The sequence below is a fragment of the Caballeronia cordobensis genome (assembly GCF_001544575.2).
GTDB classification, from domain to species: Bacteria; Pseudomonadota; Gammaproteobacteria; order Burkholderiales; family Burkholderiaceae; genus Caballeronia; species Caballeronia cordobensis.
On record NZ_FCNY02000002.1, the window covers coordinates 102,344 to 117,298 of the forward strand.

At 65.3% G+C, this 14,955-nt stretch carries 13 protein-coding genes; 6 read left to right on the top strand and 7 right to left on the bottom strand.

The annotated features are described in order from the left end of the window. Window positions 1–10 precede the first annotated feature (10 nt). Window positions 11–391, top strand: a complete 381-nt coding sequence (locus tag AWB70_RS03975) for a c-type cytochrome (protein WP_053567766.1) — start codon at window positions 11–13, stop codon at window positions 389–391. Window positions 392–474: 83 nt separating this feature from the next. On the opposite strand, the gene AWB70_RS03980 is transcribed toward AWB70_RS03975, so the two are convergent. From AWB70_RS03980 to rsxB, 3 genes are all read right to left on the bottom strand, one after another. Continuing rightward, a complete protein-coding gene (locus AWB70_RS03980) occupies window positions 475–906 on the bottom strand; it encodes a DUF1841 family protein (protein WP_014190876.1) in 432 nt (143 codons plus the stop codon). 62 nt (window positions 907–968) lie between these two features. After that, entirely contained in the window at window positions 969–1,613 is a 645-nt protein-coding gene (nth, locus tag AWB70_RS03985; protein ID WP_053567767.1) for an endonuclease III, read from the bottom strand. Next, complete coding sequence (gene rsxB, locus AWB70_RS03990) at window positions 1,610–2,473, bottom strand: electron transport complex subunit RsxB (protein WP_053567768.1); 864 nt, start codon at window positions 2,471–2,473, stop codon at window positions 1,610–1,612. The genes nth and rsxB overlap by 4 nt, the downstream gene beginning before the upstream one ends. Before the next feature lie 272 nt (window positions 2,474–2,745). On the opposite strand from rsxB, the gene AWB70_RS03995 reads away from it, so the two are divergent. Then, on the top strand, window positions 2,746–3,378 hold the full coding sequence (locus AWB70_RS03995; RefSeq protein ID WP_014190879.1) for a TetR/AcrR family transcriptional regulator: 633 nt from the start codon (window positions 2,746–2,748) through the stop codon (window positions 3,376–3,378). Between the two features lie 113 nt (window positions 3,379–3,491). Here the strand turns inward: AWB70_RS03995 and AWB70_RS04000 are convergent, their stop codons facing one another. Then, window positions 3,492–4,763, bottom strand: coding sequence for a polyhydroxyalkanoate depolymerase (locus AWB70_RS04000; RefSeq protein WP_014190880.1), 1,272 nt, complete (start codon window positions 4,761–4,763; stop codon window positions 3,492–3,494). A gap of 353 nt (window positions 4,764–5,116) precedes the next feature. Further along, window positions 5,117–6,991, bottom strand: a complete 1,875-nt coding sequence (locus AWB70_RS04005) for a glycoside hydrolase family 15 protein (RefSeq protein WP_014190882.1) — start codon at window positions 6,989–6,991, stop codon at window positions 5,117–5,119. Window positions 6,992–7,456: 465 nt separating this feature from the next. Between AWB70_RS04005 and AWB70_RS04015 the strand changes: the two genes are divergently transcribed. Next, entirely contained in the window at window positions 7,457–7,705 is a 249-nt protein-coding gene (locus AWB70_RS04015) for a hypothetical protein (RefSeq protein ID WP_053567770.1), read from the top strand. A gap of 132 nt (window positions 7,706–7,837) precedes the next feature. Here the strand turns inward: AWB70_RS04015 and AWB70_RS04020 are convergent, their stop codons facing one another. Continuing rightward, a complete protein-coding gene (locus AWB70_RS04020) occupies window positions 7,838–7,990 on the bottom strand; it encodes a DUF3096 domain-containing protein (RefSeq protein ID WP_014190884.1) in 153 nt (50 codons plus the stop codon). Window positions 7,991–8,196: 206 nt separating this feature from the next. On the opposite strand from AWB70_RS04020, the gene AWB70_RS04030 reads away from it, so the two are divergent. From AWB70_RS04030 to AWB70_RS04040, 3 genes are all read left to right on the top strand, one after another. Beyond that, a complete protein-coding gene (locus AWB70_RS04030; RefSeq protein WP_053567772.1) occupies window positions 8,197–9,531 on the top strand; it encodes a lactonase family protein in 1,335 nt (444 codons plus the stop codon). A gap of 24 nt (window positions 9,532–9,555) precedes the next feature. Further along, window positions 9,556–10,119: an antimicrobial peptide resistance and lipid A acylation PagP gene (locus tag AWB70_RS04035; RefSeq protein ID WP_053567773.1), complete on the top strand. Its 564-nt coding sequence runs from the start codon at window positions 9,556–9,558 to the stop codon at window positions 10,117–10,119. 89 nt (window positions 10,120–10,208) lie between these two features. Then, complete coding sequence (locus AWB70_RS04040; RefSeq protein ID WP_063786671.1) at window positions 10,209–11,261, top strand: CorA family divalent cation transporter; 1,053 nt, start codon at window positions 10,209–10,211, stop codon at window positions 11,259–11,261. A gap of 13 nt (window positions 11,262–11,274) precedes the next feature. Here the strand turns inward: AWB70_RS04040 and AWB70_RS04045 are convergent, their stop codons facing one another. Beyond that, the gene (locus AWB70_RS04045; protein ID WP_063177195.1) at window positions 11,275–14,823 is read right to left on the bottom strand and encodes a DNA translocase FtsK; all 3,549 of its coding nucleotides are present in this window, start codon (window positions 14,821–14,823) and stop codon (window positions 11,275–11,277) included. Between the last annotated feature and the right edge of the window lie 132 nt (window positions 14,824–14,955).

Genomic DNA, 14,955 nt, shown 5'->3' on the forward strand with positions numbered 1-14,955 from the left:
AGGAGAATTCATGAAGCCCTCCAAGGCACTTCAAAGCAGCTTCAAGGCAGCATGCGCGGCAGCGGCGCTGATCGGCATGACGTCGTTCGGCGCGGCGCACGCGGCCGACGTGAGCAACGGCAAGGCGCTCTCGGACAGCCACAACTGCGCGGCCTGTCACGGCCCCGGCCTCAACAAGCCGGTGAGCGGCGAGTATCCGCGTCTCGCGGGTCAGCATGCGACCTATATCTACTGGGCGCTGCGCCAGTATCAGATCGGCGGCAACAACCCGAACTTCGGCCGCAACAACGCCATCATGGCGGCGCAGGTGCAAAGCCTGTCGCAGAGCGACCTGAAGGATCTCGCGGCTTATATCGAATCGCTCGACGGCAGTCTCGTCCTGAAGAAGTAAGCGCGCGTCGTTCGGCCAGGCCCAGACAAACGAAACACCCCGCTCGAAGCGGGGTGTTTTGCTTGATGGGCCGGTTTCGATGCTCAGTCGCGCGAAGCACGCCGCTCGATCAGGGCGAGATAGGCGTCGGTGTCCGGCGGCGTGCCCGAGCGCTGCGCTTCCCAGATCACTTGCCCGAGGCAGTCCATGATCGCGTGCTGTGCGTCGTGCGGCGAGCCGAGCCGCGCGACGAGCCTGTCGTGCGCCCGGCGGATGCCCGGCGGCTGATCGATCGACAACTGCTCGCTGATCGCCAGATGCATCGACAGATGCAGAAACGGATTGGTCTGGCCGCGATCCGGCGAGTAATCGGTGTCTCGCGCTTCGGGGTTCGCGAGCGCGTCGTGATATTCGGGATGCTCGCCGATCCAGTCGGCGGCCATGCTTTCGAGCGGCGTCAGGATTTCGCCGGCGCGCTCCTTGCGCCACGTCTCGGTGAAGAACTGGCGAACTTCGTCGCGGCTGGGGTTGAACATAAGGTATTGATTCGATGCGGGTTTCGTAACCCGCTATTGTAGACTGCGGCGCCGCGGGCCGCTCATTCCACCGGCGCGGGCGTCTTCGGCCGGTATTCGCACAGCGGCTCGATCGCGCAATGCCAGCACTCGGGCACGCGCGCCTTGCAGACATAGCGCCCGTGCAGAATGAGCCAGTGATGCGCGTCGTGCAGGAACTCCTTCGGCGTGAACTTTTCGAGCGCGGTCTCGACCGTGCGCACGTCCTTGCCGGGCGCGAGCCCCGTGCGGTTCGCGACGCGGAAGATGTGCGTATCGACGGCGATCGTCGGATGCCCGAACGCCGTGTTCAGGATGACGTTCGCGGTCTTGCGGCCGACGCCGGGCAGCGCTTCGAGCGCCTCGCGATCGTCCGGCACTTCTCCGCCGTGTCGGTCGATGAGAATCCGGCACGTCGCGATCACGTTTTTCGCCTTCGTGCGATAGAGCCCGATGGTGCGGATAAAGTCCGAGACGCCTTCTTCGCCGAGCGCGAGCACCGCCGTCGGCGTGTTGGCGACGGGAAACATCTTGCGCATCGCCTTGTTCACCGAAACATCCGTGGCCTGAGCGGAAAGCATCACCGCGATCAGCAGTTCGAAGGGCGTCGTGTATTCGAGCTCGGTCGTCGGATGCGGATTCAGGCTTTGCAGCGTTTCGTAGATGGCGCGGCGCTTGGTGGCGTTCATTCGTGGCGTTGATTTTTGGCGTTCACGTTGGCGGAGCGCTCGCCGTCGCCGGGATGGGACGCGTTTTCGCCGTCCGTCAGTCCGAGCCGGCGGCGGCGCGCTTCGGCCGCGTCGATCTGCGCCTGAACATCCGTGCTGACATGCTCGGTGTTTTTCGGACCCGCGCCGAGGCTGGCCATCTCTTCCTTTTTCTTGCGCGCACGTTCGAGCGCGGCCTGGATGATCGCGCGCTTCTTCGCTTCGGGATCGTCCTGCGCGGCGGGCGCTTCGGGCTTTTCCTGCGCTTTGGATTCGGCCTGCGAGCGCGACGCCTGGCGCGCGTTCGCCCGCGCTTCGGCCGCCGCGCGCTCGCGTTCGAGGCGCGTCATGCGCCGGTCATGCCGCGCGCGCGCCGCATCGGCTTCCTCCTGGCTCCATGCGTCCCAGCCGGTGCGCGGGCCGGTCACGGGAACCATCGCGATGCAATCGACCGGGCAGGGCGGCACGCACAGATCGCAGCCCGTGCACAGTTCGGCGATGACCGTGTGCATCTGCTTCGCCGCGCCGGCGATCGCATCGACCGGGCAAGCCTGCATGCACAGCGTGCAGCCGATGCACACGTTCTCGTCGATGACGGCGAGCGGGCGCGCGCGCTCCTCGCCATGCGTCGTGTCGAGCGGAATCACGGGCTTGTCGAGCAGCGCGGCGAGGCGCGCGATGCCTTGCGCGCCGCCGGGCGGGCACTGGTTGTAGTTCGCCTCGCCCGCGGCGATGGCTTCGGCGTAGGGACGGCAGGCCGGATAGCCGCACTTGGTGCATTGCGTCTGCGGCAGCAGGTCTTCGATGCGCTCTGCGAGCGTTCTGGAAACGGTGGCGGTCACGGGGAATGGCGATGTTGCCTTGGGGACTGGCGCGGCATGCGCGCGCTCGGCTTTAACCGTCATTATCGCCGAAGTCGTCAACGGTCGTGCCGAATGTCTTTCAATCCTAATTGCCAATGTTCGTTCAATGTGCGCATAATCGAAGTGCTTTTCCGTTTGACCGCAGGACGGTGTTTCCCAATTAACCAATGGGCAGCGCCCGTTCACGTCATGTACCCCATTGCGGGCCGCGTGACGCTAACCCGGCAACGCGGCTCCCGAGTCATGCCATCATGAATCAGCCGAAAATCAAAAGAGATCCGGAAGGCACCCGGCGCCGTATTTTGCTTGCCGCCGCAGAGGAATTCGCGGCCGGTGGGCTGTTCGGCGCTCGCGTCGATCAAATTGCGCGCCGGGCGGAGACCAATGAGCGCATGCTCTATTACTACTTCGGTAGCAAGGAGCAGTTATTCACGGCGGTGCTGGAACACGCGCTTGCCGCGCTCGTCGACGCCGAGCGCACGCTCGAACTCGACGGCATTGCGCCCATCGAAGCCATGACGCGCCTCGCGCATTTCGTCTGGGATTATTACCGCGACCATCCCGAGCTTTTGCGGCTCATCAATAACGAAAATCTGCACGAAGCGCGGTATATCAAAGGATCGAATCGAATACGCGAGCTCATTTCGCCTATCGTCGCGACGCTCACGGCCATTCTCGATCGCGGACAGAAGGCAGGATTGTTTCGCACCGATGTCGATCCGCTCAAGTTCTACATCATTCTGTCGGGGCTCGGCTATTACATCGTCTCGAATCGCTTCACGCTGGAAGCCACTTTCGGGCTCGACTTCAGCGAGCAGGGGCAGCGCGATCAGATCGTGCGGATGAATACCGAATTGCTGATGGCGTATCTGACGCGCCGCTGATTCGCGAACTTCGCGCACGCGTTGCCCGAAGAAAAAACGTCGCGCCTTTTGCAGGGCGCGACGTTTTCGTTTGATGCGATGGAATCGGTTTCGACGCTTTTAAGCTCAGACGTTCACGCCGGCACCGCTTCGGTTTTCGGCGTCTTGTCGTGTTCGAGGATGAACTCGCGCAATTGCGGATACACCATCGTGCGCCAGCGCCGGCCCGAGAAAATGCCGTAGTGGCCGGCCTTTTCCGCCGTGAAATGCCGCTTGTGCTTCGCCGGGAGGCCGGTGCACAGATCGTGCGCGGCGCGCGTCTGGCCGCTGCCGGAAATATCGTCGAGTTCGCCTTCGATCGTGAAGAGCGCCGTGTGCTTGATGTCCTGCGGACGCACGAGCTCGCCTTCGACTTCCCACGTGCCTTCCGCGAGCCGGAACTCCTGGAACACGACGCGGATGGTCTCCAGATAATACTCGGCGGCCATGTCGAGCACGGCGTTGTATTCGTCGTAGAAACGGCGGTGCTGTTCGGCGTCGTCATCGTCGCCGCGCAGCAGGTTTTGATAGAAGTCCCAATGGGCCGTAAGGTGGCGCTCCGGATTCATCGCGACGAAGCCCGCGTGCTGCAGGAAGCCCGGATACACCTTGCGGCCGACGCCCGGATAGTTCGCCGGCACCGTGTAGATGACGTTGTTCTCGAACCACTCGTAGGAATGCTCATTGGCGAGCGAGTTGACGGACGTGGGGCTGCGGCGCGCGTCGATCGGGCCGCCCATCATCGTCATGGTGCGCGGCGTGTCTTCGCCGCGGCTCGCCATCAGCGAAATGGCGGCGAGCACCGGCACGGTCGGCTGACACACCGAGATCACGTGCAGATCTTTCGCGCCGATATGGCGGATGAATTCCTGAATGTACGCGACGTAATCGTCCAGATGGAACGGGCCATTCTCGATCGGCACCATGCGCGCGTCGATCCAGTCGGTGATGTAGACCTTGTGGTCCTGCAACAGGGTCTTCACCGTATCGCGCAGGAGTGTCGAGTGATGGCCGGAAAGCGGCGCGCACACGAGCACGATCGGCTCGTTCTTGAGCTTGGTGACGGTGCCGCTGTCGTCCGCGAAGCGCTTGAAGCGCAGCAGGCGGCAGAACGGCTTTTCGACGACCGTCTGCTCGACGATCGGAATGTTATGGCCGTCCTTGACGATCTGATGAATGCTGAACTCGGGCTTTTCGTAGTCTTTGCCAAGCCGGTAGAGCAACTCGTACGCGGCGGCCAGACGGCTCGAACCGGGAACGTAGGCGAGGGGGCTGGCCGGGTTGACGAACGACTTCGATGCGGCCTGGGCCCATGCTGTGAGGGGAGACAGCACGGCTCGCTGAAATTCGTGAATTTGATAGAGCATGGTTGCCCCAGTAACTCCGGTGAAACCGGTACGCCCGTTGATCCCGGCAAACCTCCCGGGGATGAGCTTCAACGGCATTCGAAGATCCCCGGCGGCGCGACGGGCTGTCGCCGCGCTGCGGGGCACTGTCTTTCCTGCGACGCTGCATGCCTTTTCTGTGTTGCCACCTGCGCGTTATCGACCCTCAGCAACAAATCCTTGAGTCTAGGCAAGATTTTCCGCGCATTAAATGTTCAATTCAACCAACAGGTTGAAATTGCCGGCCTGGAAACAACACATCTGCGAATACTAACTTTTGTGCATTGCACCAATATTACCGTGCGCCGCCCGTTTTCGCCAAACAAAACAGCTATTTAAGATTTTCCCGCCGCCGCATCGACCGCAGCGGGGGCGTCCGCGTCTTCGTGGTTCTCCGAGCCAGTCGGCTGGCCGGTCGCCTTGGCCATCTCTTCCTCGTGCCGCATCAGGTTCATCCCCGTGTGCACCAGCGCCACGTGGGTGAAAGCCTGCGGAAAGTTGCCCACCATGCGCTTCGCCACCGTGTCGTACTCCTCGGCCAGCAAGCCGACGTCGTTCGCGAGACCGACAAGGCGCTCGAACATCCGGTGCGCCTCGTCGATCCGGCCCTGCAACGCCAGGTTGTCGACCAGCCAGAAGCTACAAGCTAGAAACGTGCCTTCCCCAGGCGGCAGTCCGTCGGAGACTTCGGCGGTGTGATAGCGCTTGACAAGACCATCGTGCGTCAAATCGGTCTCGATCGCATGTACGGTTCCGGTCACTCGCGGATCTTTTGGCGGCAAAAATCCGAGCAAGGGAATAAGCAGCAGGCTTGCGTCGAGCGCGTCGCTGCCGTACGCCTGCGTGAACGAGTTCAGCTTCGGGTTCCAGCCTTTCTTCAGCACTTCGGCGCGGATGCGCGCGCGCATCTCCCGCCAGTGGTCGATCGGACCGGGCAGCTCGAACTTCTCCGCCGACTTGATCGCGCGGTCGTACGCGACCCACGCCATGACCTTCGAAAAGGTGAAGTGTTGGGGCCCGCCACGCACTTCCCAGATGCCTTCGTCGGGTCGATCCCAGATCGTGTCGAGGTGCTCCAGCATCGCGCACTGGATTGACCATGCCGTCTCGTCGGTCTGCAGGCCGCCGACACGCGCGAGGTGCAGCGCGTTCATCACTTCGCCATAGACGTCGATCTGCAACTGGTCGACCGCGCCGTTGCCGATGCGCACCGGCGCCGCGCCCTCATAGCCCGGCAGCCACGGGATTTCCCACTCGGGCAGGCGGCGCTCGCCCGCGATGCCGTACATGATCTGGATCTGCGAGGGCGAGCCGGCCATCACGCGGCCGAGCCACGCCCGCCACGCGCGGGCTTCGTCGTAGTAGCCGCCGCGCATCATCGCGAGCAGGGTGATGGTCGCATCGCGCAGCCAGCAGTATCGATAATCCCAGTTGCGCGTGCCGCCCAGTTGCTCGGGCAGCGAGGTGGTCGGCGCCGCGACGATGCCGCCGGTCGGCTCGTAGGCGAGCGCCTTCAAGGTGATGAGCGAGCGGCGAATAGCCGGCGCCCACTGGCCCTTGAGCTCGCTCTGGCCCGACCATTCGCGCCAGTGGTTCTCGGTGCGCGCAAGCTGCGTATGCGGATCGGACGCATGCGGCACGCGCAGATGCGATTGCGAATAGCACAGCGAAAAGGGCACGCGCTCGCCGGCGCTCACATCGAAGCAGGCCGTCGTATGCATGTTTTCGCCGACGAGCTCGACGGGCGTGCGCAGCACCGCCAGATCGGGTCCGGCGATCGCGCGGATGCCGCTGTCGTCGGGCAGGCGGCTGACCCAGGGCACGGCCGAGCCGTAATCGAAGCGCAGGACCAGTTCCATCTTCATGCGCACGGTGCCGCGCCGTCCGATCACGATGCGCACGAGTTCCGAATGCCCGTTGCGCAGCGGCATGAAGTCGACGATCGTCACCGCGCCCTGCGGCGTTTCGAAATCGGTCTCGAGGACGAGGGTGTCCTCGCGGTAGCGGCGTTTGATGACGGGCATCTCGCCGTCGGCCATCTCCGGGGCGATCAGCCATCGTCCGTGCTCCGGCGTGCCGAGCAGCGCGGCGAAACACGCGCCGGAATCGAAGCGCGGCCAGCACAGCCAGTCGACCGAGCCTTCGCGGGAAATGAGAGCGGCGGTGTGGCCGTCGCCGACCATCGCATAGTCTTCAATCAGTGCAGGCATGAGCGAACATCATCCTCCTGGCGGCACGGGCCGAACCAAAGCGCGCGCCGCGGGTTGAGCGGGAGATCCGGGACGCATGCTGCGAGCGTGCTCCGGGCAAGCGCCGCGTCCACGACATACGGGACGTCACGCATGCTTTCTGGCCGCATTCTGCCGCATTCGTTCGATCCGAGCAGAAAAGCGGGCCGGGCACGCAGCGCGCCGCGCCATGCGGCATGCGACGGCATGCCGCGGGCAACTGGCGGAAAAGCGCGAACGAAGCGCCGATGAATCCGTTGAAAAAACATTCGACTGATGTTTACAATGAAGTTTCGCGAAAGCTTTCGGCGCGGTTTCCCTTGTTTCTTCTTGTTACGCGGTGCGGCTGAAACTCTTTGACCTTTCGCGCGTCTTTCAAGCATGATCCCGGCCGCTCCCGCCGGTCCTTTACGTACCTTAACGTAGCGTTTTCGAGGAACAGAACCCATGCTCTATCCGTCGAAAGCTGACTGCATCGCCATTCTTTCCGCCGCGAGCCGCGTCCCGGACGCCGACACGCTCCTCGCGCTCGATCACACCCATCTCGGCCTGTCGCGCAACGCAATGGTCACCGCCGCGGCCTTTCTCACCGAACGCGCCTGTTTCAGCCGCTATAGCTTCGGTGTCGCCGGCGTTTCGGTCGGCGCGTTGTCGTTGCAGGGGCGCCTGCGTCTCGATCAGCTCGCGAACGGCTGACGCGCGCAGATTCTGGCGCGGCAGGACCGCGCGTACTTCCACCTGTACTTTTTTCGTGACACTTTGCGCACGCGAGCGGTTCAGTCCGTGCGCGTGCGTTCGTTCGTCTTCGCGCGTGCGACCGTCGAAACGTCAGAAATGCGCCGATCCCATGCCGAACAAGCCGATCAGACCGATCACGATCAGATAGATCGCGACGATGAAGTTGAGAAGCCGCGGCATCACGAGAATCAGAATCCCGGCAATCAGCGAAACCAGCGGGGCAAGGCTTAGATGGATAGTCATCGCGGCAACTCCTGTTGTTGATTCGAATCGTGTCGGTTGACCTGTGGCGCGGTGGTGTATCTTGGCTGCGAGCCATCTTTCGCGATGGCGCCGGCGCCTTTGGAGCGGAACTTGCTCCCGCACGTCGCGGGCTTCGCGATGCCGCGCGCTCGCATCGCTTCGCCTTGCTCCGAAAACAAGCGGCAAAGAAACGATGAGGAGGTTTCATGCACCCGAGCCATCCATTCGGCGCGAACGCGCTGATGCCGCTCTTGCAAGACGCGCGCCCGATGCGCGCCAGAACCGTCGCGTGGGCGAGAGGCATGGCGCTGATGCTGTCGCTGGCGGCGGCGCAGGCGTTCGCGCAATCCGCCCCGGCGTCGGCCACGTCGGCCACGCCCGCCACGCCTGGCGCTGCGAGCGGCACGGCCGCCGTGGGCGCGTCGGGCGGCCCGGTCTTCGATCTGCTCGTCGGCACTTATACCGGCGGCGGCAAGAGCGAAGGCATCTATGTCTATCGCTTCGATACGGGCAATGGCGAACTGTCGCGCATCGCGTCGGCGCAGACGGTGAATCCGTCGTATCTCGTCGTGAGCCGCGACCGGAATTACGTGTACGCGGTGAACGAATTGCCCGGCGACAACGGCCCGGCAACGCAGCGCGGCGGCGTGAGCGCGTTTCGCTTTGATCGCGCGACTGGCCAGTTGAGCTTTCTGAACCGCGTTTCCTCGGACGGCAACGATCCGTGCTATCTGGCGATCTCGCCCGACGGCAAATATCTGCTGACCGCCAACTATTCGGTCGCGTCCAATCCGGGCGGCAGTTTCGCCGTCTTTCCGCTCGCGGCGAACGGTCAGTTGGGTACGTCGGTGCTGACGGTGCATCACGAGGGCGGCGGCCCGGTCAAAGGGCGGCAGGACAATTCGCACGTCCACTCGACCGTCTTCTCGCCCGACGGCAAGTATCTTTTCGCACAGGATCTCGGCGTCGACAAGGTGTTCGCGTATCGCTACACGCCCGATCCGTCGCAGTCGAAGCGCGGGCTGTTCGGGCCGACCGAAGCGCGCTACGCGCCCGTCGCGCCGGGCTCCGGCCCGCGCCATCTGATATTCGACGAAAGCGGCAGGCGCGCCTATCTGACGACCGAACTGAACGCGTCGGTGCTCGTGTTCGATTATCGCGACGGCAAGCTCACGCAAGTTCAGACCGTATCGATGATCGCGCCGGGCTTCAGAGGCAAGATCGGCGGCGGCGCGATCCATCTGTCGCCGGACGGGCGCTTCCTCTACGCGACGAATCGCGGCGATGCGAACGAGATCGTCGCGTTCTCGGTCGATCCGAAAAACGGGCATCTGAAGCTCGTCAAGCGTTATCCGACGCTCGGCAAGACGCCGCGCGAATTCGCCATCGATCCGACCGGGCGCTGGCTCGTCGTCGGCAATCAGGAAAGCGACAGCGCCTATTTCTTCCGCCGCGATCCGGAATCGGGCGAACTCGCGTCGGACCCGAAGCGCCTGTCGATCGGCTCGCCGGTGGATTTCAAGTTCGTGTCGCCTTCGTGAGCGGATGACGACCGGTTCGCGACCATGAAAAGCACATGGGTCAAGGCGGTCACGGTATCGACGCTATGCGCGCCGCTCGCCGTCCTTGCGAGCGGCACGGACTGCGACTATCAACGGGACTGGATCTCGTCGGCGTGCGAGCGCGTGATGCGCGTCGCGCACGAAGGCACGTGGGATCTGTATGTGACCGGCTATGGCTGGCACATCGACGGCTTCGACAACCGCAGCGAGTTGAACCCGTGGTCGTACGGCGGCGGCGCGGGCAAGCACTGGACCGATGCGAACGGCAACGAGGACATTCTGTTCGCGTTCGCTTTTTCGGACTCGCATCACAACGTCCAGCCGATCGGCGGCTATGCGCGACAGTGGTACACGAAGCCGGTGCTGGGCGGCTTGCAGGCGGGGGGCGGATTCTTCGTCGGCGTGACGGCGCGCAGCGATATCGCGCATTACCTGCCGTTGCCGCTCGCGCTGCCGATCGGTTCCGTGCGCTTTCAGCGCGCCTCGGCGATGGCGACCTTCATCCCGCGCATTCCTGGCCTGAACGACGGCGACGTGGCGTTTTTCTGGGGCCGCTATGAGTTCTAGTACGATGCAATCCGCACGGCGCCATGCGACAGCGCGCGACTGAAAGGTGTACTGAGGAAATTTGAAAGGCAATGGCAGGAAACACACGATTGAACACCGCTCACCCGCTCGACGCCAATGAACGCCCGCTCAAGCGCAAGGAGGCCGCGCCGCCGGGTTTCATCAGCGCGTTCAGCTTCGCCGGCGGCGAGGCGTTGCGGCTCACGTGGGACGAAGCGCGCGATGCGGTCGTGGGCGACGGCCCGACGTGGCTGCACTTGTCCGCGAACGACGATACCGTCGAAGGCTGGCTCGAAGGCGTCACGTCGATGCCCGATGTCGCGCGCGAGTTCCTGAACGGCGAGGACAAGCGTCCGCGCGTGCATATCGGCTCGAACTTCATGTATGGCGTCGTCGCGGACCTCGAACTCGTGGCGAAGACGCCGGATGCCGCCGCGCCCGGCGCGCGCGAGGTGAACCGCGCGACCGGCGCGCTGCGCTTTTACGTCGACCGGCACCGCATGATCACGGTGCGCGCGCGGCCGCTCGAATCGACCGACCGGCTGCGCCACGCCGTGCTCGAAGGCACGACGTTCCGCGACACCGTCGATCTCTTCGCGGGATTGATTCGCGCGCTGAACGAGACTTTCGCGGACCGCATCGACGAAATCGGCGACTGTCTCGACGATGTCGAGGAAAGCGTGCTCGAAGGCGGTCACGTGAAGTGCCGCTCGGTGCTGGGCGATGTGCGGCGGCGTCTCGTGGAAGTGCGGCGCTTCATCGACCCGGAGCGCAACGCGCTGACCCAGCTCGTGCTGCGCAAGCTGGAATGGGCCGAGCCGCGTTCGATGGAAGCGCTCGTCCAGGCGATTCAGGTGCTGAACGGTCTGGGCGGCGGGCTGGAAGGGCTCTACGAGCGCGCGAAGCTCTTGCAGGATGAAATCGCCGCGGCGCTTTCGGAAGACATCAACCGCAAGCTGCTGTGGCTCGCGATCATGTCCGCGTTGCTGTTGCCCGCAACGCTCGTGACGGGCATCTTCGGCATGAACGTGGCCGGGCTGCCGGGCACGAAAGATCCCGTTTCGTTCTGGATCGTGATCGGCGTGATGGCGGCCTGCGCCGCCATCACGATCTTCCTGTTGCGCCGCTTGCGGCTCTGGTGAAGCCCGCGCCGCGTCAGTCCGCCGGGCCGGGCGGCGCGAGCACTTCGCGGTTGCCGTTGCTGCCCATCGGCGAGACGAGGCCGGCGCTTTCCATCTGCTCGACGAGCCGCGCCGCGCGGTTATAGCCGATGCGCAATTGCCGCTGCACCGACGAAATCGACGCGCGCCGCGTGCGCACGACGAAGGCCACGGCTTCGTCGTAGAGCGGATCGGCTTCGGCGTCGGGCGTGTCGCCGAAGAGGTCGGGCGTGCCGCCCTCGGCGGTCGGGCCGGACAGAATGCCTTCCTCGTACTCGGGCTCGCCGAACTGCTTCAGATGCTCGACCACGCGATGCACTTCCTCGTCCGCGACGAACGCGCCGTGCACGCGCTGCGGATAGCCCGTGCCGGGCGGCAGGAACAGCATGTCGCCCGCGCCGAGCAGCGATTCCGCGCCCATCTGGTCGAGAATCGTGCGCGAATCGATCTTCGACGACACCTGGAACGCCACGCGCGTCGGAATATTCGCCTTGATGAGGCCGGTGATCACGTCCACCGAAGGCCGTTGCGTCGCGAGAATCAGGTGAATGCCCGCCGCGCGCGCCTTTTGCGCGAGCCGCGCGATCAACTGCTCGATCTGCTTGCCGGCGACCATCATCAAATCGGCCAGTTCGTCGATGATCACGACGATGAGCGGCAGCGTGGACAGCGGCTCGGGCGCATCGGGCGTCAGCGAGAACGGGTTCGTGAGCTTCTTGCCCGCGGCTTCGGTATTGCGGATCTTCTGGTTGAAGCCTTGCAGATTGCGCACGCCGACCGCCGACATCAGCCGGTAGCGCTTCTCCATTTCGCCGACGCACCAGTTGAGCGCGTTCGACGCGAGCTTCATGTCGGTCACGACCGGTGCGAGCAGATGCGGAATGCCCTCGTAGACGGACAATTCCAGCATCTTCGGGTCGATCATGATGAGGCGCACGTCCTCGGGCTTCGCCTTGTAGAGCAGCGAGAGGATCATCGCGTTGATCGCCACCGACTTGCCCGAGCCCGTCGTGCCCGCGACGAGCATGTGCGGCGCCTTCGCGAGATCCGTCACGACCGGATTGCCGATGATGTCCTTGCCCATCGCGATCGTCAGATTGGACTTCGAGCTGCGGTAGACGTCGGCCTCGAGAATCTCCGAAAGCCGGATCATCTGACGCTTCGCGTTCGGCAGTTCCAGGCCCATGCAGGTCTTGCCGGGAATCGTCTCGACGACGCGGATCGACGTGAGGCCGAGCCCGCGCGACAGATCCTTCATCAGCCCGACGATCTGGCTGCCGCGCACGCCGAGCGCCGGCTCGACCTCGAAGCGCGTGATGACCGGACCGGCCGATGCGCCGACCACCGTCACCGGCACCTTGAATTCCTGAAGGCGCTGCTCGATCAACAGGCCGGTTTCGGCGAGGTGCTCTTCGGAAACGGGTTCGGCTTCGTCCGAGGCGGGTTCGAGCAGATCGAGCGTCGGCAATTCCACCGCTGATGCGTGCGGCGCGTGGAACTCGAATTCGGCAGGCGCGGAGCCCCGCACGGGTGCGCGGGGTTCGGGCGGGGAGCCGGGCGGCGTGCTTGGCCGGCTTTCGGCGTGCGCGGCCGCCACGCTGGTCGCGATGGGAAAGCGCACGACGTTCGACGGCGACGCGAATTCGTCGCCCGCCGCCTGGCGCTCGGCTTCAGGCGCGTCCGCGTCCTCTTCGAGCTCGGCTGGCGCTTCGAGTGCCGCGACCGGTTCATCGGCGATGTGCACGAGCGACGGGGGAGGGGGCTCGCGCTCTTCGCTGCCCGAATCGACGGCGTCGAGCCACGGCGGCGTCTGCGCGATCTCGCGCGCGTCATGCACCGGGGGCAAAACGGCAATCGGCTCCTCAATCTGGGGCGACGGCGGCTCGGACAGCATTTCGATGGGCGCGGGCGCTTGCGCCTCGATCGTGGCGATTTCGCTGGCCGGCGGCGAAGCGGGTTGCGGCGGTGCGATCGGCTCGGCCACGGCTTCTGCGAGCGGCGGCTCAGGCAGGCGGATGTCGAAAAGCGGCGGCGGCTCGACGAGCGCGGGCGCGATCGCCAGGGCGTCGATCAGCGGTAGGTCGTCGTGGTCTTCGATCGTGGGCGCGGGTGTGGGCGGCACTATCGGCGTAATCGGCGCTATCGACGGTTCAGCGCGCGGGATTTCGACGGATTCCACGGCAGGCTCATCGCTCGGCGCCGCTGCCAACGCCGGCGCTTCGGCCTCCGGCGGAATGGCCGACTGACCCGCGCGCGCCATCGCGACGTGTCCGCGAGCGAGGCTCGCGCCCGCCAGCGACGTCCACAACGCGGTCTTTTCCTCGATGGAACGCAGCGTCGCCTGAATGGCGTCGGGCGCGGGCGGCGGCGAGGGCGGTCCGAGCGGCGCGGCCGGGCGCGAGAACGCGGGCGCGGCGAGCGGCGCCGACGCGAACTCGCGCGGGGCGGCGCTCGCGACCGGGCGCGCGAGCGGGCGTCTGAACCCTTGCGGCGGCTGCTGAGATTGTGGCAACGATGCCCCGCGCGCGGCATGCCCAGCCGGCGCGACGGACGTCGACAGGCTCGCCGCGCCCGTGCTCCGTTGCGCGGGCATCGAAGACGGCGGACTGCGCGGACGATCCACGCGCGGCGCGGGCGTCGGCTGCGTCCGGGCACGCGGCTCGTCGGCAGCGACGGACGCGCGCAAGCCCGATCCCGACGGCTCGAACGCGGACGCCTGACGCGGCGGGAACGGCGCGCGGGCATCGCGATTCGCCGAAGACACGGGCGGATTCAACCAGCCCGAAGGCGCGACGGGTTCAGTGTGCGTGGCCGGCCGCGGGACGCCGGCCGCCTCGAAGGCGGGACGTTTCGCATACGCTTCGGCAGTGGCCACGGCGCTCGCGCTGGCCGCGGCGGCGCGGCCGGCGTTCTTGCCCACCGCGGGCGGCCGCCACACGGTCGGCCGCTGATAACGGCTGCTGCGATTGCCGGTTGGCAGGCCGAGCGTGGGTTCGTCGGGCGCAATGCGCGATGACGACGCATCGAAACGCTCCGCGCGATGGCCGCGCTCCTGGGACTCGCGAGGTGTCTTCGCGCGGGGGCGGCGCGCAAACCAGCTCGCGATTTTGTCGCGGCCCGGCGCGCTTTGCCGCGGCTCGCTCTCGCGCTCGCGCGGCGTGAGCCAGCTTTGCGGCAGGCCGAAGCCGAACGCCTCGTCGGCCCAGGCCAGCACCGAGCGCCAGCTGAATTCGACGAGCCACGGCAGGAAGATCGCGAGCACCAGCGCCGCGATCGCGGCCGCGCCGCCCGGATGCGCGATGCCGCTCAGGCCCGAGGCGAGCGCGCGTCCGCAGCGATTGATATTCACCTGCGTTTCGAACGAGCCCGCGAGCGCACCTTCGAGCGTGCTGCTCGCGAGCAGCACGGCGACGAAGCCGAGCCAGAGACGGATCGTGCCTGCACCGCGCGTGCCGCCCGGCAGCGCGAGCCTGACGATGCGCCAGAGAAGCGGAAGAAACCAGACGACCGATGCACCGAACCAGCCGAGAACTACCATGTGCATGCCTGAGATTGAATCAATGTTGTGTCAAACGGATGAGACTGCTGCCCGGCCACGGCGATGCCGCCTGCGGTCCGGGCTGTTCGATGGAGCAGTTTAACGGGTGCCGCGCATGTGCGACGCGCCTGCCGCAAG

What these genes read in the sequence shown, in the direction of transcription:
- AWB70_RS04020 (WP_014190884.1), bottom strand. Translation starts at nt 7,990, where the DNA reads ATGACTATCCATCTAAGCCTTGCCCCGCTGGTTTCGCTGATTGCCGGG.
- AWB70_RS03975 (WP_053567766.1), top strand. Translation starts at nt 11, where the DNA reads ATGAAGCCCTCCAAGGCACTTCAAAGCAGCTTCAAGGCAGCATGCGCG.
- AWB70_RS04030 (WP_053567772.1), top strand. Translation starts at nt 8,197, where the DNA reads ATGCACCCGAGCCATCCATTCGGCGCGAACGCGCTGATGCCGCTCTTG.
- AWB70_RS04035 (WP_053567773.1), top strand. Translation starts at nt 9,556, where the DNA reads ATGAAAAGCACATGGGTCAAGGCGGTCACGGTATCGACGCTATGCGCG.
- AWB70_RS04005 (WP_014190882.1), bottom strand. Translation starts at nt 6,991, where the DNA reads ATGCCTGCACTGATTGAAGACTATGCGATGGTCGGCGACGGCCACACC.
- nth (WP_053567767.1), bottom strand. Translation starts at nt 1,613, where the DNA reads ATGAACGCCACCAAGCGCCGCGCCATCTACGAAACGCTGCAAAGCCTG.
- AWB70_RS04000 (WP_014190880.1), bottom strand. Translation starts at nt 4,763, where the DNA reads ATGCTCTATCAAATTCACGAATTTCAGCGAGCCGTGCTGTCTCCCCTC.
- AWB70_RS03980 (WP_014190876.1), bottom strand. Translation starts at nt 906, where the DNA reads ATGTTCAACCCCAGCCGCGACGAAGTTCGCCAGTTCTTCACCGAGACG.
- AWB70_RS03995 (WP_014190879.1), top strand. Translation starts at nt 2,746, where the DNA reads ATGAATCAGCCGAAAATCAAAAGAGATCCGGAAGGCACCCGGCGCCGT.
- AWB70_RS04015 (WP_053567770.1), top strand. Translation starts at nt 7,457, where the DNA reads ATGCTCTATCCGTCGAAAGCTGACTGCATCGCCATTCTTTCCGCCGCG.
- AWB70_RS04045 (WP_063177195.1), bottom strand. Translation starts at nt 14,823, where the DNA reads ATGCACATGGTAGTTCTCGGCTGGTTCGGTGCATCGGTCGTCTGGTTT.